General features: G+C 67.8%; 27 protein-coding genes. 13 read left to right on the plus strand and 14 right to left on the minus strand.

Translation table 11 applies throughout. The features are described from left to right. Positions 1-173 precede the first annotated feature (173 nt). Positions 174-773 (plus strand): dTDP-4-dehydrorhamnose 3,5-epimerase, encoded by a 600-nt coding sequence (gene rfbC / locus ABZ345_RS20845; RefSeq protein WP_359850958.1) that lies wholly within the window; start codon positions 174-176, stop codon positions 771-773. On the opposite strand, the gene ABZ345_RS20850 is transcribed toward rfbC, so the two are convergent. After that, positions 763-1,065, minus strand: coding sequence for a S24/S26 family peptidase (locus ABZ345_RS20850; RefSeq protein WP_359850961.1), 303 nt, complete (start codon positions 1,063-1,065; stop codon positions 763-765). The genes rfbC and ABZ345_RS20850 overlap by 11 nt on opposite strands. Before the next feature lie 76 nt (positions 1,066-1,141). On the opposite strand from ABZ345_RS20850, the gene sodN reads away from it, so the two are divergent. Next, complete coding sequence (gene sodN / locus ABZ345_RS20855) at positions 1,142-1,549, plus strand: superoxide dismutase, Ni (protein WP_359850964.1); 408 nt, start codon at positions 1,142-1,144, stop codon at positions 1,547-1,549. A 63-nt stretch (positions 1,550-1,612) separates the two neighbouring features. Here the strand turns inward: sodN and arsM are convergent, their stop codons facing one another. Next, the gene (gene arsM / locus ABZ345_RS20860) at positions 1,613-2,359 is read right to left on the minus strand and encodes an arsenite methyltransferase (protein WP_359850967.1); all 747 of its coding nucleotides are present in this window, start codon (positions 2,357-2,359) and stop codon (positions 1,613-1,615) included. 78 nt (positions 2,360-2,437) lie between these two features. Between arsM and ABZ345_RS20865 the strand changes: the two genes are divergently transcribed. The 3 genes from ABZ345_RS20865 to ABZ345_RS20875 are packed head-to-tail and all read left to right on the plus strand — an operon-like array spanning position 2,438 to position 3,887. Beyond that, the gene (locus tag ABZ345_RS20865; RefSeq protein WP_359850970.1) at positions 2,438-2,794 is read left to right on the plus strand and encodes a metalloregulator ArsR/SmtB family transcription factor; all 357 of its coding nucleotides are present in this window, start codon (positions 2,438-2,440) and stop codon (positions 2,792-2,794) included. Further along, entirely contained in the window at positions 2,791-3,483 is a 693-nt protein-coding gene (locus ABZ345_RS20870; RefSeq protein ID WP_359850973.1) for an aquaporin, read from the plus strand. Before ABZ345_RS20865 ends, ABZ345_RS20870 begins: the two co-directional genes overlap by 4 nt. Positions 3,484-3,533: 50 nt before the next feature. After that, positions 3,534-3,887 (plus strand): arsenate reductase ArsC, encoded by a 354-nt coding sequence (locus ABZ345_RS20875; RefSeq protein ID WP_359851403.1) that lies wholly within the window; start codon positions 3,534-3,536, stop codon positions 3,885-3,887. A 38-nt stretch (positions 3,888-3,925) separates the two neighbouring features. On the opposite strand, the gene ABZ345_RS20880 is transcribed toward ABZ345_RS20875, so the two are convergent. Both ABZ345_RS20880 and ABZ345_RS20885 read right to left on the minus strand, forming a co-directional pair. After that, positions 3,926-6,553: a hypothetical protein gene (locus ABZ345_RS20880; RefSeq protein ID WP_359850975.1), complete on the minus strand. Its 2,628-nt coding sequence runs from the start codon at positions 6,551-6,553 to the stop codon at positions 3,926-3,928. Between the two features lie 212 nt (positions 6,554-6,765). Beyond that, a complete protein-coding gene (locus ABZ345_RS20885; RefSeq protein WP_359850977.1) occupies positions 6,766-6,927 on the minus strand; it encodes a hypothetical protein in 162 nt (53 codons plus the stop codon). 68 nt (positions 6,928-6,995) lie between these two features. Between ABZ345_RS20885 and ABZ345_RS20890 the strand changes: the two genes are divergently transcribed. The 4 genes from ABZ345_RS20890 (at position 6,996) to ABZ345_RS20905 (ending at position 10,223) form a co-directional block, all read left to right on the plus strand. Beyond that, entirely contained in the window at positions 6,996-7,592 is a 597-nt protein-coding gene (locus tag ABZ345_RS20890) for a histidine phosphatase family protein (protein ID WP_359850980.1), read from the plus strand. Continuing rightward, complete coding sequence (locus ABZ345_RS20895; protein ID WP_359850983.1) at positions 7,592-8,065, plus strand: GNAT family N-acetyltransferase; 474 nt, start codon at positions 7,592-7,594, stop codon at positions 8,063-8,065. The genes ABZ345_RS20890 and ABZ345_RS20895 overlap by 1 nt, the downstream gene beginning before the upstream one ends. Positions 8,066-8,194: 129 nt before the next feature. Further along, complete coding sequence (locus tag ABZ345_RS20900) at positions 8,195-8,599, plus strand: DUF5684 domain-containing protein (protein ID WP_359850986.1); 405 nt, start codon at positions 8,195-8,197, stop codon at positions 8,597-8,599. A 151-nt stretch (positions 8,600-8,750) separates the two neighbouring features. Then, positions 8,751-10,223 carry a glycosyl hydrolase family 28 protein gene (locus ABZ345_RS20905; RefSeq protein ID WP_359850989.1) on the plus strand — a complete coding sequence of 491 codons (1,473 nt, stop codon included), beginning with the start codon at positions 8,751-8,753 and terminating at the stop codon, positions 10,221-10,223. Between the two features lie 354 nt (positions 10,224-10,577). Here the strand turns inward: ABZ345_RS20905 and ABZ345_RS20910 are convergent, their stop codons facing one another. The 3 genes from ABZ345_RS20910 to ABZ345_RS20920 form a co-directional block, all read right to left on the minus strand. Beyond that, on the minus strand, positions 10,578-11,396 hold the full coding sequence (locus tag ABZ345_RS20910) for an SAM-dependent methyltransferase (RefSeq protein WP_359850992.1): 819 nt from the start codon (positions 11,394-11,396) through the stop codon (positions 10,578-10,580). 147 nt (positions 11,397-11,543) lie between these two features. Continuing rightward, positions 11,544-12,254, minus strand: coding sequence for a trypsin-like serine protease (locus ABZ345_RS20915; protein ID WP_359850995.1), 711 nt, complete (start codon positions 12,252-12,254; stop codon positions 11,544-11,546). 82 nt (positions 12,255-12,336) lie between these two features. Next, a complete protein-coding gene (locus tag ABZ345_RS20920) occupies positions 12,337-12,756 on the minus strand; it encodes a hypothetical protein (RefSeq protein WP_359850998.1) in 420 nt (139 codons plus the stop codon). Between the two features lie 251 nt (positions 12,757-13,007). Between ABZ345_RS20920 and ABZ345_RS20925 the strand changes: the two genes are divergently transcribed. Together ABZ345_RS20925 and ABZ345_RS20930 are read left to right on the plus strand one after the other, a co-directional pair. Further along, positions 13,008-13,943, plus strand: coding sequence for a diacylglycerol kinase family protein (locus ABZ345_RS20925; RefSeq protein ID WP_359851001.1), 936 nt, complete (start codon positions 13,008-13,010; stop codon positions 13,941-13,943). 244 nt (positions 13,944-14,187) lie between these two features. Beyond that, positions 14,188-14,442 (plus strand): WhiB family transcriptional regulator, encoded by a 255-nt coding sequence (locus ABZ345_RS20930; protein ID WP_015104912.1) that lies wholly within the window; start codon positions 14,188-14,190, stop codon positions 14,440-14,442. A 141-nt stretch (positions 14,443-14,583) separates the two neighbouring features. On the opposite strand, the gene ABZ345_RS20935 is transcribed toward ABZ345_RS20930, so the two are convergent. From ABZ345_RS20935 to ABZ345_RS20945, 3 genes are all read right to left on the minus strand, one after another. Further along, positions 14,584-16,062, minus strand: a complete 1,479-nt coding sequence (locus ABZ345_RS20935) for a PAS domain-containing sensor histidine kinase (protein ID WP_359851406.1) — start codon at positions 16,060-16,062, stop codon at positions 14,584-14,586. Positions 16,063-16,255: 193 nt separating this feature from the next. Next, the gene (rsrA, locus tag ABZ345_RS20940; protein ID WP_359851005.1) at positions 16,256-16,516 is read right to left on the minus strand and encodes a mycothiol system anti-sigma-R factor; all 261 of its coding nucleotides are present in this window, start codon (positions 16,514-16,516) and stop codon (positions 16,256-16,258) included. Further along, positions 16,513-17,178, minus strand: a complete 666-nt coding sequence (locus ABZ345_RS20945; protein WP_359851008.1) for a sigma-70 family RNA polymerase sigma factor — start codon at positions 17,176-17,178, stop codon at positions 16,513-16,515. Before ABZ345_RS20945 ends, rsrA begins: the two co-directional genes overlap by 4 nt. Before the next feature lie 50 nt (positions 17,179-17,228). On the opposite strand from ABZ345_RS20945, the gene ybaK reads away from it, so the two are divergent. Beyond that, a complete protein-coding gene (gene ybaK, locus ABZ345_RS20950; protein ID WP_359851011.1) occupies positions 17,229-17,705 on the plus strand; it encodes a Cys-tRNA(Pro) deacylase in 477 nt (158 codons plus the stop codon). Here ybaK and ABZ345_RS20955 read toward each other — a convergent pair. Together ABZ345_RS20955 and ABZ345_RS20960 are read right to left on the minus strand one after the other, a co-directional pair. After that, positions 17,702-18,190, minus strand: coding sequence for a hypothetical protein (locus ABZ345_RS20955; protein ID WP_359851013.1), 489 nt, complete (start codon positions 18,188-18,190; stop codon positions 17,702-17,704). The genes ybaK and ABZ345_RS20955 overlap by 4 nt on opposite strands. Positions 18,191-18,288: 98 nt before the next feature. Continuing rightward, positions 18,289-18,831: a DinB family protein gene (locus tag ABZ345_RS20960; protein ID WP_359851016.1), complete on the minus strand. Its 543-nt coding sequence runs from the start codon at positions 18,829-18,831 to the stop codon at positions 18,289-18,291. Positions 18,832-18,896: 65 nt separating this feature from the next. Between ABZ345_RS20960 and ABZ345_RS20965 the strand changes: the two genes are divergently transcribed. Beyond that, positions 18,897-19,754 (plus strand): hypothetical protein, encoded by an 858-nt coding sequence (locus ABZ345_RS20965; RefSeq protein ID WP_359851018.1) that lies wholly within the window; start codon positions 18,897-18,899, stop codon positions 19,752-19,754. Here ABZ345_RS20965 and ABZ345_RS20970 read toward each other — a convergent pair. Further along, a complete protein-coding gene (locus tag ABZ345_RS20970) occupies positions 19,751-20,362 on the minus strand; it encodes an alpha/beta family hydrolase (protein WP_359851021.1) in 612 nt (203 codons plus the stop codon). The genes ABZ345_RS20965 and ABZ345_RS20970 overlap by 4 nt on opposite strands. Continuing rightward, complete coding sequence (locus tag ABZ345_RS20975) at positions 20,359-21,099, minus strand: SOS response-associated peptidase (protein ID WP_359851024.1); 741 nt, start codon at positions 21,097-21,099, stop codon at positions 20,359-20,361. The genes ABZ345_RS20970 and ABZ345_RS20975 overlap by 4 nt, the downstream gene beginning before the upstream one ends. Positions 21,100-21,178: the final 79 nt, after the last annotated feature.

A 21,178-nucleotide genomic window follows, 5' to 3' on the forward strand; every position in this document is an offset into this window, starting at 1 on the left:
GACGGAAGTGTGGCAGGGTCGCGTCTCGCTGTCTGCGGCGGGGATCACACTTTTTCCGCAGGTCAGAGGGCATGTAGCAAGACGTCCGTCCGGTTTTCTGCACCGACCGGTCGGTTTATGCAGGCAGGAAGCACCCGATCGGTCAAGAAACTTTGACGCCTTAGAGTGACGGCATGCAGGCGAGTTCGCTCAAAATTGACGGCGCGTTCGAGTTCGTTCCGAGGACATTTCCCGACGACCGCGGCGTGTTCGCCTCTCCGTACCAAGAAGCGGCCTTCGTCGAGGCCGTCGGGCACCCGTTGCGCCTGGCCCAGACGAACCACAGCGTCTCCCGCGCGGGCACCATCCGCGGCATCCACTACGCGGACGTCCCGCCGTCCCAGGCGAAGTACGTCTTCTGCCCGCGCGGCTCGCTCATCGACGTGATCGTCGACATCCGGGTGGGCTCCCCCACGTTCGGCCAGTGGGAGGCGGTGCTCGTCTCGTCCGCGAAGGCCAACGCGGTGTACCTCGCCGAGGGCCTGGGCCACGCGATGATCGCCCTGGAAGACGACACGACCATGAACTACCTGTGCTCCACGGCCTACAACCCGTCCGGCGAGCACGGCCTCACGCCGCTCGACCCGGCGCTGGACCTGCCCTGGCCGCGCGAGTTCGAGTTCCTGCTCTCGGAGAAGGACAAGGCCGCGCCGACTCTGGCCGAGGCCTACGAAGCCGGCACGTTGCCGCGGTACGACGACTGCCTGGCGCTGTACGCGTCCCTCAAAGCCTGATCCTGGGCCTCGGCCATAGTCGAGCTTTGACCACCCCGAGCACCTCCGCAGGTCCGAGGTGCGCGGAGTCCGTGCTCGCGAACGGGTTGTCTCCCACCACGTGCCACCCGCCGTCCACTGGGTGAGAGGCCCGCTTGATCGACAACTGATCCGGCCGGGCGGCCCACTGCACCAGGACGACGTCGTTCGGCCTGGGTTCCGCACCCCACCTGACCAGCACGATGTCGTCGTTGCGGAGCGCCGGCACCATCGAGGGGCCCTTCACGAGCACGGTGGAGAGACGCGATCTCAACGATCACCCTTCGGTCAGCCGGAGTAGGGTCCTACCTGTCGGAGCATCCACTGTTTTTTCATTTCTGGGAGGAACGATGCGACTCGTGTCGCGCATTCTCCGCCCGCGCGTCGAGGCCACTGCGCACTGCGACCTGCCGTGTGGCGTCTACGACCCGGCGCAGGCCCGCATCGAGGCCGAGTCGATCAAGGCGGTCCAGGAGAAGTACCAGGCCAACGAGGACCCGGAGTTCCGGGAGCGCGCCATCCTGATCAAGGAGCAGCGCAGCGAGCTCGTCAAGCACCACCTGTGGGTGCTGTGGACGGACTACTTCAAGCCGCCGCACTTCGAGAAGTACCCCGAGCTGCACGACCTCTTCAACCGCGCCACCAAGGCCGCGGGCGCGGGCGGCACCAAGGGGTCGATGGACCCGTCGTCGGGTCAGGCCCTGCTGGACCTGATCGCGCAGATCGACAAGATCTTCTGGGAGACCAAGCAGGGCTGAGCCCCTCTTCGGTCTCGTGAACGGCGCCGCTCCCCCGGGCAGGGGGCGGCGCCGTTCCGCGTTTCAGGCGGGCTTGACCGCGCGCACGATCGCGGAGTGCATCCCGTCGGCGACCTCGTGGGTCGAGGTGATCTCCACGCTGGTGAAGCCCGCGGCCTCGAGGCCCTGCCGGTACTCGGTGAACGAGAGCGCCCCGGCGATGCAGCCGACGTAGCTGCCGCGCTCGGCTCGCTGCTCGGGCGTGAGGTCGTCGTTGGACACGACGTCGGAGACACCGATCCGGCCGCCCGGCTTGAGAACGCGGAAGGTCTCGGCGAACACGGCGGGCTTGTCGGTCGACAGGTTGATCACGCAGTTCGAGATCACCACGTCGATGGTGTTGGCGGGCAACGGGATCGCCTCGATGTCGCCCTTGAGGAACTCGACGTTGGTCACACCCGCCTTGGCCGTGTTGGCCAACGCCAGAGCCAGCATCTCCTCGGTCATGTCCAGGCCGTAGGCCTTGCCGGTGGGGCCGACTCGACGCGCGGACAGCAGGACGTCGATGCCTCCGCCGGAACCGAGGTCGAGCACGCGCTCGCCCTCGTTCAGTTCGGCCACGGCGGTCGGGTTGCCGCATCCGAGCGAGGCGGCGACGGCTTCGGCCGGCAGGGCGTCGCGGTCGTCGGCGGCGTAGAGGGTCGAGCCGAAGTTCTCGTCGGTCTCGATGGGCTGAGGTCCACAGCACGCCGTGCCGCCGTCGGTCACCTTCACGGCTGCTGCGGCGTAGCGCTGGCGAACGACTTCACGCAGGTCGGTGGACTCGGTCATGTCTGCCCCTCAGATCGTTGTATCGACGTTGGTCGATACAACCTTGCGCCTTGATTCGAAGAACGTCAAGATTGAAGAGTGTCGAATCAAGAGCTGGAGATCGTGAAGCCGGACGGGTGCTGCGCCGCCGTGAGCGCTGCGCCGCTGGACGCCGAACAGGCCGTCGAGCTGGCCGCCGTCTTCAAGGCTCTGGGCGACCCGGTGCGGCTGCGGCTGCTGTCGATGATCGCGTCACGGGAAGGCGGGGAGGTCTGCGTCTGCGAGCTGACACCGGCCTTCGAGCTGGCGCAGCCAACGATCTCGCACCACCTCAAACTGCTGCGGCAGGCCGGGCTCGTGGACTGCGAACGACGCGGAACCTGGGTCTACTACTGGGCTCTGCCCGCCACGCTCGACCGGCTCGCCGGGTTCCTGCGCACCTCCGTGAACGCATGACCGGCTCGCTTCAGCGCCGGGCTGCCGCGGAAGCGCTCGGCACCGCCGCACTCGTGGCCGTGGTCGTCGGCTCCGGGATTCAAGCCGCGGAACTGTCCCAGGACGTCGGCGTGCAGCTGCTGGCCAACTCGCTGGCCACGGTGCTCGGCCTCGGGGTGCTGATCGTGCTGTTCGGGCCGGTGTCGGGGGCGCACTTCAACCCCGTCGTCACGCTCGCCGCGTGGTTCGTGAACCGCCCGCCGCTCGCAGAGGTCGGCGCCTACGTCGCGGCGCAGACGGCCGGTGCGATCGGCGGCGCGGTCGTGGCCAACGCGATGTTCGCCGAACCGCTCGTCGCCTGGTCCACGCACCACCGCGACGCCGGAAACCTGCTGCTCGGCGAGGTGGTGGCCACGGCGGGACTGGTCGCGCTGATCTTCGGCCTGCTCCGGTCCGGCAAGGATCACCTGGCCCCGATGGCGGTGGCGGCGTTCATCGGCTCCGCCTACTGGTTCACGTCCTCGACGTCGTTCGCGAACCCGGCCGTGACGATCGGGCGGGCGTTCACGGACACCTTCGCCGGGATCGCGCCCTCGTCGGTCGCACCGTTCATCGCCGCTCAAGTTCTCGGCGGTGTCGTCGGGCTGGTGCTCGTCGCCGTCGTCTTCAGCAGTCCAGTTCCGTTGAGGTCCAAGGAGAAAACGCCGTGAGCCGTCCGTCCGTGCTGTTCGTCTGCGTGCACAACGCCGGCCGTTCCCAGATGGCCGCCGCCTTCCTCGCGCACCTCGCCGGGGACCGCGTCGAGGTCCGGTCCGCCGGATCGGCACCGGCCGACACGGTCAACCCCCACGTCGTGCAGGCCATGAAGGAAATCGGCATCGACATCTCCCAGGAGACGCCGAAGGTGCTGACCACCGACGCGGTGCAGGCCTCGGACGTCGTCATCACGATGGGATGCGGCGACACCTGCCCGTTCTTCCCCGGCAAGCGCTACCTGGACTGGACGCTCGAAGACCCGGCAGGCCAAGGGGTCGAGCAGATCCGGCCCATTCGTGACGAGATCGAACGACGTGTGCGCGGCCTCGTCGACGAGATCGCGCCCACCCCGATGTGAGGTGCCGCTCCCCGAGTCAGGAAGCGGCACCGTGGGAACTACGCGGCGTTCGCCACCTTGCCGGTCACCTCGAAACCGAAGCCCGTGGGCTGGAGCCCCTCGAACTTCAGCCGGACCTGCTCCTCACCCTCGGCCTCGGTGTCGGCCACGGTCGGCACGCCGACCTCGACCGTCGTCTGGCCCGCCGCGATGAACACCCACAGCTGCAGCCCGGTCGAGGACAGCGCCCGAGACGGCAGCGGCTCTTCACCGGAGTTGTTCAGGAACCACTGGGCGTTGACGTCCGTTGTGGACAGTTCAGCGGCACCGGCGGGCGCCACCGGCAGGCCGACGAGCACGAAGTCCGAGTCGACGGCCTCCGACAGGGTCAGCTTCCAGCGCAACGTGCCGCCCTCGACGACGCTGTCGGCGACCGGGACCGCGGTCAGCGTCGGCGCCGGGTCGTCGTTGAGCACCAGCAGTCCGCCGAACGCGGCACCGACCACGGCGTTGTCGATCGCCACCACACCGATGGGATACCGGGTGTCGGCGCTCCAGCGAGTGTTGGCGGTGTAGGTGACCGGCACGTCCACGCGGTGCTCGCCCGGCTTCAGCGTCACGAGCTTGTTGACCGGCGTGCTGGTCGCCCCTTCGAAGCTGAAGACGCGGACGGTGCGGGTGCCGTTGCCGGTGGCGGTGATGGCGACGTTCTGGGTCACGGTGCCGGAGTCGCCCTCCTTGACCGACGTCACGGTGGCGTCGACTCGGCCGAGACGCGCCGGCACGACGGGGACGAGGCCCTTGTTCCAGCCGTGGGCGTCGATGAGCAGTGCCTCGCCCGACGCGGACTCGGGCGTCAGTTCCAGTGAGGAGACCTGGCCCAGACCGTAGGGCAGCGGGACGCGGACTTCCTGTGCCCACAACGCACTCAGGCGGTCGCTTCCCGGCAGGCCGGTCACCGAGACCGCGCCCAGCGAGCGCTTCTGTCCACTTTGGTCGATCACCGAGACGCCGAACCGAGTGGCCGGGGCGTTCGGCGGGACGGCCAAGCGCAAAGCGAGCTCGCGAGAACCGTGCAACGACACGGGCTTGGCCGGAGTGATCACGCCCGCCTGAGCCGCGGCCGTCCACTTGAGAGCGACGGACTGGCGTTCCGGCTGGGACGTGGCGAAGCGGAAGCGGACGAGGTGCGGCGAGCGAGTACCGCAGGAAGCAGTCGGATCAGCGGTCACCTGAGCGCACACCCTCGCGCTGCCGGAAGCCTGCGTCGTGGTGTCCGGCACGACGAACGGCTTGCGGTCGCCACCGACGGCGTGCGAGAGGACGCGGGCCGGGTCAGCCGACGGAGCGCGGACGCCGGTGCCGTCGAGCAGCGGCAGCACCGACTCGTCACGGGCGAGGAACAGGTGAGCCGACGCCGCGATGTACGTGGAGCCCGCGGCCTGCTGCTGGTCGGCGGTCAGACGCGTGGGAGTACCAGGAGCGCAGATCGGGTCCGGCGTCTGGCCCGGCCAGAAGTCGTCGGAGGCCGGTGCCTCGGCCTGACCCGGAGTCCACTCGCTGTTGAAGAAGTTGTGGTTCGCGCCGACCACGTACAGCGCGCTGTGCAACGCCGCGCCACGCGAAACGCCGCGGGTCTGGTCGACGAACATCTGTCCCTGCAGGTCGGAGACGTCGCCGTCGCAGCCGGGCAGGAACGTCACGGACGGCACGTCGGGCTGCGGGTTGTGGCCGAAGATCGTCGGGCCGATCAGCACGTCGCCGCGGATGTTCCAGCGCACCGGGCCGGTGAAGCCGGTGTCGCCGGGCGGCGGGGTGAGGCTGTCGGTCGCGGCGCGGTTGACGCCCTCACCACCGCGGGAGTGGCCGACCAGCAGCACCTTCGACATGTCCGCCGGCGCCGACTTCACCACGGCGGGAGCGTTGCCACGTCCGGCAGACCAGTCCGCCCACTTCGCCAAGTGGTTGCGCACCAACGACGAACGCCCCTGCGCGCCCGCGTCGACGGTCAGCGCGTCCTGCGCGTTGATGCCGTTGGCCGAGATGGACACCGTCACGTAACCCTGCGACGCCAGCAGTTCCTGCGTCTTGAGGTAGCCGCGGTGGCTCGGCACTGGGGTCAGCCCGGCGGGACACGGCCAGTTTCCGGTGATCTGGTTCGGGTTCGTCTTGCTGTAGCAGGTGTAGTGCCGTCCGTGCAGGAACAGCACCAGCGGCCGCTTGCCCGGCGCACCCTTGGGCGCGACGACGACGGCGTCCATCTCGATCGGCGCCGCGTACGCGGGCAGCTTGATCGGGTCGAGCGAGTACTCGCCCTTGGTCGTGGCGTACTTCCCGGGCTTGCCGGGGTCCGCCCCCGCCTCCGGCAGCAGCGCGGGCAGCTCCGGCGCGGCCAGCCCGGCCGGCGGCGTGGCAGGCGCCACGTCCAGCCGCTTGCCCGCCGACCGCACTTGCAGTGCACCGGGGTTCCGCAGGTTGGCCTTGAGCGAGAACGTACGAAGGTTGGACGACTCCTGGGCCGTGCCGAGAAGCCGGTCTCCCTCCCAGAACTCGACGCCCGCGTCCGACAACGGCATCGGCGTGGGAGCGGTCCACCGGATCACGTCACCGGCGACCGCCCACCCCGGCGTCGACGGTGGTTCCGGTGCGGCTGCGGCCGGCAGCGCGGGTACGACCGCGGCCAGCACAGCAGGTATCAAAAGTGCGACTATTCGGCGCATAAGTGGGTCCCCTCAAAAAGGAATACCACTCAGTTCTAGCGACGCCGCACAGCACACGGCACGTCATTCTGCGGTTGACTTGCCAAACAATACGATGACCAGACGTCGGTATTACGCCGTTCAGCCCAATGACGGGGGATTTCCCTCACTCACTCAATTCTTCGAGAAACAGCGAAATATCACTGCTCCCTGGTGTCGGTGTCGCGCTCGTTCTGACGCAGTTTGTTCCACGTCGAGGTCAGCTCGGCCCGAATGCGAGCGACGCGGACCCCGAAGGCCTCGCGGATCTCCTGGGCGTCCACCTCGTCAGGGGCGCCGTTGTCGGGGTGCTCGGCGGTCATGGCGAGCGGGGTACCTCCAAGGTGGAGTCCCCCAAACGTGCTCCCCGTCACTCCCTAGGATCGAACAGGTGAGCACCCACCTCTACCTGCTGCGCCACGGCCAGACCGAGTGGTCCGAGAGCGGCAGGCACACGGGACGCACTGACATCGAGCTGACGCCCGAGGGCGAGCAGCAGGCACGCCGCGCGGGCGCCACGCTCGCACGGCTGAGGGGCACGGACCAGGCGCCCGCGCTCGTGCTGACGAGCCCGCGGCAACGCGCCACCAGAACGGCGAAGCTCGCCGGGCTGGAGATCAGCGGGACCACCGAGGACCTCGCCGAGTGGGACTACGGCGACTACGAGGGCATCACCACGCCGCAGATCCGCGAGCGCGTGCCGGGGTGGACGGTGTGGACGCACCCGATGCCGAACGGCGAGACGCACGCCGAGGTGCAGGACAGGGCCCGCAAGGTGCTCGGCGAGGTGCGCAAGATCCTGCCCGGCGGCGACGTGGTGCTGGTGGGCCACGGGCACTTCAGCCGCGTGCTGATCGCGGCGTGGCTGGGCCTCGCGCCCGACCAGGGCGTCCACTTCGGACTGGACCCGGCCGGCATCTGCCAGCTGGGCGACGAGCGGGGCGACCCGCAGGTGCGCAGGCTGAACGTGCCCGCGTGGGAGGTGTGATGATCCGGCGAGTGGAACCGCGCGACGTCGACGCGGTCGTGCGACTGGTGCACGAGCTGGCGCTGTACGAACGAGCGCCCGAGCAATGCCACCTCACCGCGCAACAACTGCACACGGCACTGTTCAACCCGACCCCCGCGCTGTTCGGCCACGTGGCCGAAGTGGACGGTCAGGTCGTCGGGATCGCTTTGTGGTTCCTCAACTTCTCGACGTGGGACGGCGTGCACGGCATCTACCTCGAAGACCTCTACGTCACGCCGGACCAGCGCGGCAACGGCCTGGGCAAGATGCTCCTGGAGACACTCGCCCAGGAGTGCGTCGCCCAGGGCTACACGCGGCTGCAGTGGTGGGTCCTCAACTGGAACGAGCCGAGCATCGGTTTCTACAAGTCGTTGGGTGCCATCCCAATGGACGAGTGGACAGTGATGCGAGTGGCCGAAGAAGCGCTCCAAAAGCTCGGATCTGCACTCTGAAGGTTGACGGAAGGTCTCGAAAGGCTCACGAAACGGGTATTCCACACAGGACAGGTCCCCGGTCCTGGCAGCGTCCCCGCTCGCCGATCCCCCGGCAAAACCAGAGAGTCTGGAAGGACTTGAACGACCATGCCCACTGACACCACCACCATGGACACCGGCCTCAGCGCCGGTTCCTTCATTCCCAGCATCATCTTCGCCGTGCTGGTGATCGCCGGCATGTGGGCGGCGTTCTCGAAGGCCGGCCAGCCCGGTTGGGCCGCCATCATCCCGTTCTACAACATCTACGTCTGGCTGAAGGTCGCCGGCCGTCCGGGCTGGTGGCTGATCCTGATGCTGATCCCGTTCGTCAACTTCATCATGGCGATCATCGTGTCGATCGACTTCGCGAAGGCGTTCGGCAAGGGCGGGGCTTTCGGGTTCTTCATGCTGTTCATCCTCGGCTTCATCGGCTACCCGATGCTGGGCTTCGGCAGCGCGCAGTACCAGGGCTCGGCCGCCATGGCGGGCCAGCAGGGCGCATACCGGGGCTGAACCCCCTGAGCTAGTACAAGGCCGGGCCAGAAGTCACCCCTGTACTTCAGGCCCGGCCTTCACTATGGTCAGAAATGAAATCGTTTTCAGAACGTTTCAGACGCCGAGTTGCCGCCGCCCTCGACGCACGACGAGGAAGGACCTCTCAACGATGAGGCGTCGACTGACCGGCGCGTTCCTCGCGCTAGCGGTGGTCGTGGCACCGGTGGGCGTGGCGAACGCGGCCAGCTTCAACGTCAAGGACTACGGCGCGAAGGGCGACGGCAAGGCGATCGACTCGACCGCCATCGACAAGGCCATCGCGGCCGCGTCGTCGGCTGTCGGCGGGGTCGTCGAAATCCCGCCCGGCACGTACCTGTCGCGCTCGATCCACCTCAAGAGCAACGTCACCATCAACATCCAGCAGGGCGCGCGCATCGTGGCGTCCGGCAGCGGCATCGACGCGCCGGAGTCCAACTCGAACTCCAAGTACCAGGACTTCGGCCACAGCCACTTCCGCAACGCGCTGCTGTGGGGCGAGAACGTCGAGAACGTCAGCTTCACCGGCAAGGGCGTGATCGACGGCGCCAACAAGCTCGAGACCGGCGAGAACATCCCGGCGGGCAAGGGCGACAAGATGCTGTCGCTCAAGTTCTGCAAGAACGTCAACATCACCGACGTGACGTTCCGCGAGGCCGGCCACTTCGCCATCATCACCAACGGCTGCAACGGGATGAAGCTCGACCGCATCACCGTCGACTCCCCCGACGACCGCGACGGCATCAACTTCATCAACAGCGCCAACGTCGAGCTGTCGAACTCGACCGTCATCGCCAGCGACGACGCGGTGGCGTTCAAGTCCGACTACGCCACGGGCAAGACGTTCCTCTCGGAGAACAACGTCGTCCGCGACTCGACCATCCAGTCGACGGAGAACAACGCCATCCAGTTCGGCTCGGAGACCTGCGGCAGCTTCAAGAACATCCAGTTCCGCAACCTCAAGGTCACCGGTGCCTCGAAGGCGGGCCTCGGCATGGTGTCCATGGACGGCGCGACGATCGAGGACGTGCTGTACGACAACATCCAGCTCACCAAGACCGCCTCGCCGATCTTCATCCACATCGGCAAGCGCGGCCGCTGCCCCGGCGGCCCGCCCACCGGCAAGATCCGCAACATCACCTACCGCAACATCACCGGCACGAACCTGACCGCACCGCGCGACATCCCCGGCGACCCCGAGTACGCGTCGACCATCTCCGGCCGCACCGACTCGAAGATCACCGGCGTGACGTTCGACAACGTGAAGCTGACGGTGCCCGGCGGCCACGGCGAGGGCGACTCCTCGAAGAACCCGCCGGAGGTGTCCGGTGAGTACCCGCCGCGGATCTTCGGCGTGCGGCCCACGTTCGGGTTCTGGATCCGGCACGCGACAGACGTGAAGTTCGTCGACAGCACCCTCGAGTTCGACAAGAACGACGGTCGTCCGGCGATCACCACCGACGACGTTTCCGGGATCTCGCTGAACGGTGTGAAGGTCGAGCGCAGCACCGGGGCGAACGACCTGCAGTGGCGCAAGAGCAGCGGCACGAGCGTCACGAACAGCACGACGACGTCGGGGCAGGCATTGAGGGCGAAAGCCAGCTAGGCCCGATGGCCGGAGATGCCTTTCGCGGGAGGACCTTGCCGCGACCGTCGGAAACGACGTGCGATCAGAGGCCCCGCCTTCCTCGTGGGCAGACCGGCCAATAAGGACTCCAGCTGCGAAAATCCCCTGTCAAGCCACCACTCGGCGATCTGTGGACAACTCGGCTGCGACGCACCTGTTGCGGCGAGTTGTCCACAGATCGGCCAACGACGTCTTGACAGCGCGATCTCGCCGCTAAATTTGGACTTGACCGAGTGGCGGTTAGTCCCCCGTGGAGGGCGGGGTCTGAACGCCGAGCGCGAAGTCGATCAACCGCCTCGGCCGCCAGGATCTGCGACGAGCGCTACCTGCTCGTCAGCCTCGGATGACGCCGACCGCGCCATAGGTAGAGGCATCAGCGGCGGCCGACGTACCGGGCAGCTCGCCGTCCGCCCTCCAGTGGGCGGCGAGCACCAGCCCGGGCTCCAGCAGCTTCAGCCCGCCCACGAACTCCTCCACGTCCTGTTTGGACCGCGGCACGAGCTCGGACTCCATCCCGTCCACCATGTCGACGAGCCGGCTCACCATGTCCGGCTCGACGTCCTTGGTCAGGTGCGTCAACGCCAGCACGCTGCCCTCGCACAACGCGGCTCGGTAGCGCGCGACGACTCCGGCGGGCTCGTCCAGGATGTACGGGAGGATGCCGACCATCAGCACGGCGGTCGGCTTGGTGAAGTCGATCAGGCGGCGCGTTTCCGGGTGGCGCAGCACGGCGCCGACGTCGCACACGTCGGCTTGCACGATGGCGGCGCTCAAGTTGTCGCGCAGCATGGTGCGGGCGTGGGCCACGGCCACCGCGTCGTGGTCGACGTAAACGACGTTGCACGACGGGTCGATGGACTGGGCGACCTCGTGCACGTTGCCGGCGGTCGGGATGCCGCTGCCGAGGTCGAGGAACTGGCGGATGCCCATCTCCTCGACGCACATGCGCACCACTCGGCGGGAGAAGGAGCGGATCGTGCGGGCCATCTCGGCTACCGGAAAGCGCTTGATGCTCTCCTCGGCGAGGGCGCGGTCGACCGCGAAGTTGTGGGCGCCACCGAGGTAGTAGTCGAACAGGCGGGCCACATTTGGGCGTTCGGAATCGCCGTTTGTGGTCACCCGCTTCGGGCCGTCCTGCACTGCGCACCTCACCCTGCTGCTCCCGAGCGGCGCGAACGCTGGCAGCACGGTAACTGGCTACTCCGTTCGTGTCCATCCACCATTAGTGAACACGCAGGGTGATGGCCCCCGGCCGGAGCCGAGGGCCATCGCAGGGTTACCGCAGGTCAAGCAGGGTTGTCAGACGCCCGCGTACTGGCGGATCCAGGTTCGGTAAGCGCCGACGTGGGTGTAGTTGGACCGCGTCGAGCGGTCCGAGGTGGAGGCGACGCCGACCTGCTTGCCGTTCGAGCTGAACATCGGGCCGCCGGAGTCACCGCCCGCCGCGATGCCGTCGACACGGGTCACCGAGACGGCGCGGCCGCCGCGGTAGTCCTGGCCGTTGACGGACGTGACGCGGGTGTTCGCGACCTTCAGGTACCGGGACTGGCAGTTGATCTCCGGCTGGTTGGTGCAGGTGGCGCCCCAGCCGTAGAGCTTGACGGTCTGGTTGACCGCCACGTCCGACGTCGTGCCCAGAGGCGAGAACGGCGCGGTCATCGACGTGCCGACCTTCACGAGCGCCAGGTCGACCGACGGGTGCTTGATGATCTGCGTACCGGTGACCAGCTGGCCGCCGGACGTCTGGTCCAAGCTGCCCGCACGGAACGTGTACGTGCCGGACGAGGCCACGCAGTGCTCAGCGGTCAGGATCCACTGAGGTGCGATCTTCGTGGCGGAACAGTTCTCGCGGCCGTTCACGAACAAACGCGCCGCGTAGGGGAAGTTCGACGCATAGCTGCCACCGATGATCATCGGCGACATCTCAGGGTCCTCCGGAGCAGCCGTTGCGACGGGGGCGAGGGAGAGCGCCGCCAGGAGGGCGCCCGCGATCGCGGTCAGAACACGCATGGTTGGTCACCTCGTGAGTGCAGGGAGTGGTTAAGCAACCACGCACAGCTTCACTCGGACGTGTGACGGTGACCACCCTCCGTTAGTCGGCTTTGTCACCTTCGTTCACATCCGACAGGCCCATCGCCCACCGGCGGCCGTCGTTGGTGAACAGCAGCACGAGCACGACGACGCAGTAGATGCCGCCCAGCGAACCCAGCAACTGCTGTTCCGACGGCCCGTACGCGTACCAGGCACAGCCCAGGAGCAGCAGCTGCGTGACGATCACGGGCGTGCGCGCGCCGTGGTGGCCGCGGAACAACATGACGGACGCGAAGATCACGCCGCCGAACCAGAGCACGAGCACACCGGCCGCGCCGAGGATCGGACCGCCGGAAGGAGCGCCCTGAATCACACGGACGACGAGCGCCACTGCCAGCGCGATGCCGCCCAGGCCCTGCAGGAAGGTGAGCGCGGCGGCGACGCGAACCGAGCGCGGCGGCGCCGGGGCCTGAGTGGTCACGGGACACCTTTCCTCACGTTCTGTACTGGTCACGGATCGTAGGCCACCCGGTTGGAGGGCTCTGCGAGCACGCCCGGCGCGGGAAGATCAAGGGGCCTTCAGCGAGCCGGCGGTCGTCCGGGGTGCACTCGACTGCGAGGCGCACGCAGTGCTGACGGAAGGGAGATTTGGGCCACTTTCGTGAGGCTGGAGCCACCCTTAGGGAGGACATGCGCGCCGCCTACGGTCACGCACTGTCTTACTCTCAAGTAGTGCGCGCTCTTCTCGTGGTGAACCCGCAGGCGACTACAACGACGCCCGCGGGCCGTGACGTACTGGCGCACGCGCTCGCCAGCGACGTGAAGCTGGAGGTCATCGAGACCTCCTACCGAGGGCATGCCGCGGACGCAGCGAGCAAGGCCGCCGGAGACGGGTTCGACCTGGTCATCGCCCACGGCGGCGACGGCACGGTCAACGAGGTGGTCAACGGCATCCTGCGAAACGCCCCGCGCCCCGACAAGCCGATGCTCGGCGTCGTGCCCGGCGGGTCGGCCAACGTCTTCGCGGGCGCGCTCGGCATCCCGCGCGATCCGGTCGAGGCCACGCACGTCCTGCTTCAGTCGATCGAGAACGGCACCAAGCGCCGGATCGGGCTCGGCCAGGTCTTCGCGGACGTCATCGAAGGCGGCCGCTGGTTCACCTTCAACGCGGGCATGGGCCTCGACGCCGACGTTGTCGCGGGTGTGGAGAAGAAGCGCGCCAGGGGCCGCAACGCGAGTCCTGCTCTTTATTTGGCGGTCGCGCTCGGGGCTTACGCGCAGAACGTCCGAAAGCCGCAGCACTTCACCGTCGAAGTTCCGGACGAGGCCCCGTTCAGCGACGTCGGCATGGTGTTCGTGTCCAACACCGACCCGTGGACGTACTTCGGTGACAGGGCGATCCAGCTCAACCCGAGCACGTCGTTCGACGGTGGTCTCGGCCTCAGCGCGCTCAAGACCCTCCGCGTGCCCACCGTCGGGCGCTATGTCGCCCAGATCCTCGCGACGGGCAATCCGAAGAGCGGGAATCTCGTTCGGCGTGATGACGTGGGTTATGTCAGAGTGAAGTGCGAGGAGCCCGCCAACCTCCAGGTCGACGGTGATTTCCTCGGCAGGACGACTGCAGTGGAGTTCCGAGCAGTTCCCGATGCGTTGACTGTTGCCGTATAAGCAACTTGACAGTCCGTGATCGGTTCGTGACCGTCTCGGTACCCACCCGGGATGTACTGCAGTCGAGTGACAGCAGAGCGTGAAACCCCAGGTGAACGCTGTCGATCTTTTGGGTGAGTTCACTCACCGGGTCAGTGCTAACCCCTTGACATCCCAGCTGTTCGTGAAAGCATTCACAAGCACCCCAAAACGACCGCTGACAACCGGCGTGCCCTTGTGCGCGCCTAGCTGAGGAGTAGTTCCAATGGACTGGCGCCACCGCGCGATCTGCCGCGACGAGGACCCCGAGCTGTTCTTCCCCGTTGGGAACAGTGGTCCCGCGCTGCTTCAGATCGCCGAGGCGAAGACCGTCTGTCGCCGCTGCCCCGTCGTCTCCGACTGCCTCGCGTGGGCACTGGAGAGCGGCCAGGACGCCGGCGTCTGGGGCGGGATGAGCGAAGACGAGCGCCGCGCACTCAAGCGCCGCAACGCCCGCACGCGGGCCCGCAGCAACGCCTGACCAGGCAGTTAGCCGCGAACACTACACATAAGAAGAAGCCCGACACCGTGCCAGGTGTCGGGCTTTTTCTTTGTTTGCACACCCTCCCGCATGACCACGTGAGACCGCTGAGGCTGGTCGTCACGTGTGCACGGCGTTAGTTTAGCGCCGCCCTCTGAGGGGCACGCGCAGGACCGCCTCTGTACCGCCTCGGGGCCGCCGCCGCAAGCTCAACGAGCCTCTCAATTCGGAATCGACAAGGGTCCGAACGATCTGCAGACCGAGACGATCCGTCCGCTCCAGGGAGAAACCGGGCGGAAGCCCCTTACCGTCGTCGGAGATCGTCACGTCGAGCCATTTGGCGGACCGCTCGGAGTGCACGACGACCTCTCCGCGCTGGCCAGGGGCGTAAGCGTGCTCGAAAGCGTTCTGCACGAGCTCGGTCAGCACCATCACCAACGGGGTCGCGATCTCGGCCGGCACGATGCCGAACCCACCCTCGCGGCGCACGCTCACCTGGGTCTCGGTGACCGCGACATCGCTCATCATCGGGATCACCTTGTCGACGACGTCGTCGAGATCGACTCGCTCGTCCACGGACATCGACAACGTCTCGTGAACCAGTGCGATGGAAGTCACACGGCGAACCGACTCGGCCAGCGCCTCCTTGGCCTCCGGGTTGGTCAACCTGCGGCTTTGCAGCCTCAGCAGCGCCGCGACGGTCTGCAGGTTGTTCTTCACCCGATGGTGGATCTCGCGGATCGTGGCGTCCTTCGACATCAACGCACGGTCACGCCGGCGCACCTCGGTGACGTCCCGGCACAGCACGATCGCCCCCGCCGCCTGCCCGCGCGGCCTCAGCGGCAGCGCGCGGAACAGCACCGCGGCGCCGCGGCGCGACTCGGCCTCCATGCGCATCGACGGCTTGCCGTCGAGCGCCAGCCTCATGCGCTGGGCGACCTCGGTGGCGTCGAACGGGTCGCCGATGAGGCTGCGGGTCAACGGCGCCAGGTGCACACCCACCAGGTCGGACGCGTGCCCCATGCGGTGATAGGCCGACAACGCGTTCGGCGACGCGAACACCACCGCGCCGGACGGGTCGAGCCTGATCAGGCCGTCGCCGACACGCGGGCTGGTGTGCACGTCCGGCGACGGTTCGGGCGCCGGGAACGTGCCGTCCGCGATCATCTGGCACAGGTCGGCGGCACTGCCGAGGTACGAGATCTCCAACGGCGACGGCACGCGCGGCACGGCCAGGTTCGTGCTGCGGCTCAGCACCGCGATGACCTGGGTGCCCAGCCGCACCGGGATGGTTTCGCGTCGCACCGGCACGCCCAGGTGCCAGCGCGGGTCCTCCTCGCGGCAGATCCGCGACTCGTCGATCGCCCTGCGCAGCTGCGGATGTTCCTCGTTGTCGACCTCGCTGCCGACCACGTCCTCGGGGTGCGCGGTGGGCGCCGTCGTGGGGCGGGCCTGGGCGACGCAGAGGAACTTGTTGTCGTCCAGCGGCACCCACATGTTGAAGTCCGCGAACGAGAGGTCGGAGAGGAGTTGCCACTCCGCGACGACCAGCTGCAGGTGGTCTGCGGCGGCGCCGGAGAGCTTGGTGTGCTCGGCCAGCAGGTCCGTGAGCGTAGACAGAACTCCTCCATGAGAAACTGGTAGGTGAAGCAGTTCTGATCCTAGGAGACTCCCATGTCGAAGCGTGCTCGCAAGCGCCGCGACCGCAAAAAGGGCGGCGCCAACCGAGGCAAGCGCCCCAACGCCTGAGTGCTGCGAAAAGGCCTGGACACCGACGCGGTGACCAGGCCTTTTTGTCGTTCAGGGGAGGATCTCAGTCCTCGGTGCGGATCTCCACGATCGTCGCTCGGATGCGCGCCTTCAGATCAGCGGGTGCGTAGTCTCCGCCACACTTGCGGGCGAGCAGCGCCTTGAGGTGCTCCTCCAGCCCGAACTGCTCCAGGCACGGATGGCACTCGTCGAGGTGCGTCTGCAGCGCCGCGCGGCGTGACTGGTCGCACTCCTGGTCCAGGAACAGCCAGACCTCGGAGAGGACCTCCGAGCAGTCGGTGTCGTGAGGTTCGCCGCAGTTCATGACGCGTCTCCGTTGTTGCCTCGGAGGAAACCGCGCTCGCGGGCGACGTCCGCCAGCATGTCGCGGAGCTGGCGACGGCCCCGGTGCAACCGGGACATCACCGTGCCGATCGGGGTGCCCATGATGTCTGCGATCTCCTTGTACGCGAAGCCTTCGACATCGGCGAGGTAGACCGCGATCCGGAACTCCTCCGGCAACCGCTGCAATGCTTCCTTGACGTCGCTGTCGGGCAGGTTGTCGAGTGCCTCGACCTCGGCGCTGCGCAGCCCGGACGAGGTGTGGCTCTCCGCCTGCGCCAGCTGCCAGTCCGTGATCTCGTCGGTCGGCTGCTGAATCGGCTGGCGCTGCTTCTTGCGGTAGCCGTTGATGTAGGTGTTCGTCAGGATCCGGTACAGCCACGCCTTGAGGTTCGTGCCCTCCGAGAAGGACGCGAACGCCGAGTAGGCCTTGAGGAACGTCTCCTGCACCAGGTCCTCGGCATCGGCCGGGTTGCGCGTCATGCGCAGGGCCGCCGAGTACAGCTGGTCGAGCATGGGCATCGCGTCGCGCTCGAACCGCGCGGCTCGCTCCGCCGTCGTCTCCGTCGTGCCGGTGGCGGGCACCGCGCTCCCTTCCCACTGGTTCTGGGTCGGGACCGACAATACGCGGGGCCGCTCGAGCATGTTCGTCACCACGTCCTCACTAACAACGGACGTGCTGGTAGTAATTCCGCATGGCCGGACGTGGGACGCCCGCCACAGCGTTGCTGGACAAGCAGCGGGTGGCGCACACCTTGCACTCGTACGAGCACGACCCCCGCCACGAGTCCTACGGGCTGGAGGCCGCGGAGGCTCTCGGGCTGGTGCCGGGCCGCGTGTTCAAGACCCTGGTCGCCGAGGTGGACGGCAGGCTCGCCGTCGGAGTCGTCCCGGTGACGTCGCAGCTGGACCTGAAGGGTCTGGCGGCCGCGCTGAAGGGCAAGAAGGCGAAGATGGCCGTGGTCGCCGACGCCGAACGCGCGACGGGCTACGTGGCGGGCGGGATTTCGCCGCTGGGGCAGAAGAAGCGCCTGCCGGTCGTCATCGACTCGTCCGCTCTGGAGTTCGACACGGTGTTCTGCAGTGCCGGCAGGCGTGGGCTCGAGGTCGAGATCACGCCTGCCGAACTGGTTCGCCTGACTTCAGCGGTGGTGGCGTCGATCAGCGCTTAGCCGACCGGCTCCGTCACGTCGCCGATCCGGACGGTCGTGCCGATGCTGGACGGCCAGGGCACGAGCATCTCGTCACCCAGGCTGCCCTGGCCCGGCAGGTTGAACAGGATGAACGCGGGGGTCACGGTCGGACCGGTGATCTGCGAACCCACGTAGACAGCGGCCTCGCGGTACCCCTCGACCGGCACCTCGACGTAGTTCCCGGTCTGGCCGCCCGCGATCTGGATGTTCATCTTCCGGCCCGAGGCGTCGAAGAAGCGCACGTTGCTGAGGCTGCCGCCGATCTTGCAGGAGACACCCTCGGCGGGCGCCAGCCTCATCCAGTGCGCCGTGGCGTTCGCCGACGGCTTGTTCATGCGGTGGGCGCTGATCACCAGGTCGCTGCCGGTGCACCACGGGGTTTCCGCTTGGGCCGCAACGGTTCCCGTCGCAGCCACGAGAGCTGCTCCGGCCACGGCGACCGCGGTCTTGCCAAAGGTGTTCACGTGTTCTCCCCAAGTACGTCTCGATCGGCAATCCCCTACACCTCGAGGTGACGCCCATGATCCGCACTCGGTTGCACCGAAACGTTGGAACGTTTTAACTATTCGCCGACCTGGCCGTCGATCGCCTCGCGGAGCAGATCGGCGTGGCCGTTGTGGCGTGCGTACTCCTCGACCATGTGGGTCAGGATCCAGCGCAGGCTCACCTTCTTGCCGTCCGGCCACGGTGCGCGCCGGGCGAGCTGACCGAGGTCACCGGTCTCGAGTGCCTCCGCGACGGCCTCGCGCGCCCGGTCGACCTCGCCCTGCCAGAGAGCCTTGAGCTGCTCAGGGGTGTCCTGGGCGGCCGAGTGCCAGTCCCAGTCGTTGTCGGCCTTCCAGTCGACGCTCGCCCACGGCTCCAGCGGCTCGCGGTCGAGCAGCACGGTGTGGAACCACTGCTGCTCGACGTACGCGAGGTGCTTGAGCAGGCCACCGAGGGTCATCGGTGACTTCGCCGTGGTCTGGTCGAGCTGCTCGGCGGTGAGGCCGTCGGTCTTCCACGCGAGGGTGGCGCGGTGGAACTCCAGGAAGCCGGTGAGGGTGGCGAGCTCGTCGCCGTCCATGGGCGGTTCCGGCCTGTCGCGCCTGTTGAAGTCGCTCATGAGCGTGATCACAGCTCATTGCGTAGAGTGCCACCACATGGTCTAGACCACACGCGGAGGCAGGCATGCGCATCCTCGATCTCGACCGCACCGGGCTGGCGGCACTGCGCGGGCCCGAACTCTCTCGCGCGGTCGCGGCCTCAGAGGGCCGCACGATGGTCGCCGAGGTGTTCGCCGACCGCGCGGCGCTGTCGTTCGACGGCCTGACCGGCGTGCACAACGCCGAGCTGATGGCCGCGTTCGGCGCCGACGTCATCGTGCTGAACATGATCGACCGGGTCTGGGACGGCACCACGTTCCGCTTCCCCGGCCTCGGCGAGCTGCCGAGCCTGTCCGCGCTGGCCGAGAAGATCGGCCGCCCGATCGGCGTCAACCTGGAGCCCGGCACCGTTCCGGAGCTGCGCAAGGCGACGCGGGACAACGCCGCGAGGCTCGCGGACTCCGGCGCCGCGCTGATCGTGCTGACCGCCAACCCCAGCACGGACGGATCGCTCGACGGCATGGCTCGCGCGACCGAGCAGATCAAGACCGAGGCCGCGTTGTGGGTCGGAAAGATGCACCACGCCGGGCACCCCGAGCCGATCACCGCGCGGAAGCTCGTGAACCTCGTCGACGCGGGCGCGGACGGAGTGATCCTGCCGATCCCCGGCACGTTGCCCGGTATCACTCGGGAAGCCGCGGCCGAAGCCGTCGCCGCCGTCCACGAGAGGGGTGCCGTAGTCATGGGCGCGATCGGTACGTCACAAGAGGGCGCGCACACCAACGTGGTGCCCCAACTGGCCCTCACGGCCAAGGAGATCGGGGTGGACGCGCACCACATCGGCGACTGCTTCCTGCCGGGCATGGGCGATCCCGAACTGCTCTACGCCTACTCGGTGGCGGTCCGGGGCCGCCGGCACACGTGGACCCGGATGGCGCGCTAGTCCAACGGCCTGAGCACGCGGTCGAGCCATTCGCCGACGGATCGGCCGACATCCGCGACGGACGCCTTCAGCGAGTGGTCGCCCTTCAGCAGCACCACTTCACGGTGGTGGGCGAGCTCGGGCTGGCCGAACGGGTCGTTCTCCCCCTGCACGACCAGCGTGGCGACCTCGACGCCGTCCAGCTCGGCCATGCGGGACTTCTCCGGCTTGCCCGGCGGGTGCACCGGGAACGCCAGGCACAGCACCGCGACCGCCTGGCCCTCGACCGACGTGCGGCAGGCCACGCGCGCGCCCGACGACCGGCCCCCGAACACCAGGGGCAGGCCGTCGAACCAGCGTTCGCCGAGGTCCTCGACCACGGACAACCAGGCCGTGTCGAGCTGCTTGGCCGGTGCGGGCGCACGACGGCCCGCGACCCGGTAGGGCTGTTCGATCAGAGCCACGTGCACGCCGACGGAGTTCGCGGCGTGGCACGCGGCCACCAGATCCGGGGCCTCGACGCCACCACCGGCGCCGTGGCCCAGCAGAAGAGCTGCGCGCGGTTCGTGGGCACAGTGCAGTGAGGCCCTCGCGGGGCCGTGCGGCGTGTCCACCAACAGCGTCGTCACGACTGCTCGAACAACGTGGGTGCAGGCTTCTCGTCTTCGTCCAACGAGACGCGGTCCATCAACGAGGGGTTGTTGTTCTTCACGCTGTTCACCGCCGTGGACACCGGGCGCAGTTCGAGTGCGTCGACGATCGAGGGGTCCGGGGTCAGCAGCTCGGACGGGTCCAGCGACGTCGGGTCGAGCCACGCCGACCAGCGGTCCTTGGGCAGCAGCAACGGCATGCGGTGGTGCACCTCGGTCATCGCGCCGATGGCGTCCGTGGTGAGCACCGCGCACGTGACGGTCGGGACGTCGTCCTTCCACCACACGGACCAGATGCCCGCCATCGCCAGAGAAGTGTCATCTCCGAGCGTCATGAAGTACGGCTGTTTGCGCCCCTCGGCCGGCTGCCATTCGTACCAACCCGCGGCGGGGATGATGCAGCGGCGCTTGATCGCGGACTGCTTGTAGGCGGGCTTGGTCAGCACGCTCTCAGCTCGCGCGTTGATCATCTTGGCCGCGCCGGAGAGGTCCTTCGCCCAGTGCGGGACCAGGCCCCAGCGCATCACGCGGATGCTGCGTTCCAGCTCCTCGCCGTCGGCGTCTTCTGCGGGTTTGCGCTCGACCACCGCCATCACGTGCTTGGTGGGAGCGATGTTGTAGTCCGCGCCCGGCGCCTCGTCGCCGGTCCCGTCCACCGCGTCGAACTCGGCCGCCAGCAGCGCCGGGTCCTTGGTGGAGGCGTACCTACCACACAAAACCGATCACCTCCGAAGTCGTCATCGTCGCACGTCGGGAACACCTGTGCGAGCCGCCCCAGTGCGGGTGCGGGATCAT

It is taken from the genome of Lentzea sp. NPDC005914 (genome assembly GCF_040629405.1).
Taxonomy (GTDB): Bacteria; Actinomycetota; Actinomycetes; order Mycobacteriales; family Pseudonocardiaceae; genus Lentzea.

Excerpts from the sequence above, each read along its gene's own strand:
- rfbC (WP_359850958.1), top strand. The coding sequence starts at position 174 with ATGCAGGCGAGTTCGCTCAAAATTGACGGCGCGTTCGAGTTCGTTCCG.
- sodN (WP_359850964.1), top strand. The coding sequence starts at position 1,142 with ATGCGACTCGTGTCGCGCATTCTCCGCCCGCGCGTCGAGGCCACTGCG.
- arsM (WP_359850967.1), bottom strand. The coding sequence starts at position 2,359 with ATGACCGAGTCCACCGACCTGCGTGAAGTCGTTCGCCAGCGCTACGCC.
- ABZ345_RS20870 (WP_359850973.1), top strand. The coding sequence starts at position 2,791 with ATGACCGGCTCGCTTCAGCGCCGGGCTGCCGCGGAAGCGCTCGGCACC.
- ABZ345_RS20875 (WP_359851403.1), top strand. The coding sequence starts at position 3,534 with ATGGCCGCCGCCTTCCTCGCGCACCTCGCCGGGGACCGCGTCGAGGTC.
- ABZ345_RS20885 (WP_359850977.1), bottom strand. The coding sequence starts at position 6,927 with ATGACCGCCGAGCACCCCGACAACGGCGCCCCTGACGAGGTGGACGCC.
- ABZ345_RS20895 (WP_359850983.1), top strand. The coding sequence starts at position 7,592 with ATGATCCGGCGAGTGGAACCGCGCGACGTCGACGCGGTCGTGCGACTG.
- ABZ345_RS20900 (WP_359850986.1), top strand. The coding sequence starts at position 8,195 with ATGCCCACTGACACCACCACCATGGACACCGGCCTCAGCGCCGGTTCC.
- ABZ345_RS20905 (WP_359850989.1), top strand. The coding sequence starts at position 8,751 with ATGAGGCGTCGACTGACCGGCGCGTTCCTCGCGCTAGCGGTGGTCGTG.
- ABZ345_RS20915 (WP_359850995.1), bottom strand. The coding sequence starts at position 12,254 with ATGCGTGTTCTGACCGCGATCGCGGGCGCCCTCCTGGCGGCGCTCTCC.
- ABZ345_RS20930 (WP_015104912.1), top strand. The coding sequence starts at position 14,188 with ATGGACTGGCGCCACCGCGCGATCTGCCGCGACGAGGACCCCGAGCTG.
- rsrA (WP_359851005.1), bottom strand. The coding sequence starts at position 16,516 with ATGAACTGCGGCGAACCTCACGACACCGACTGCTCGGAGGTCCTCTCC.
- ABZ345_RS20945 (WP_359851008.1), bottom strand. The coding sequence starts at position 17,178 with ATGCTCGAGCGGCCCCGCGTATTGTCGGTCCCGACCCAGAACCAGTGG.
- ybaK (WP_359851011.1), top strand. The coding sequence starts at position 17,229 with ATGGCCGGACGTGGGACGCCCGCCACAGCGTTGCTGGACAAGCAGCGG.
- ABZ345_RS20960 (WP_359851016.1), bottom strand. The coding sequence starts at position 18,831 with ATGAGCGACTTCAACAGGCGCGACAGGCCGGAACCGCCCATGGACGGC.
- ABZ345_RS20965 (WP_359851018.1), top strand. The coding sequence starts at position 18,897 with ATGCGCATCCTCGATCTCGACCGCACCGGGCTGGCGGCACTGCGCGGG.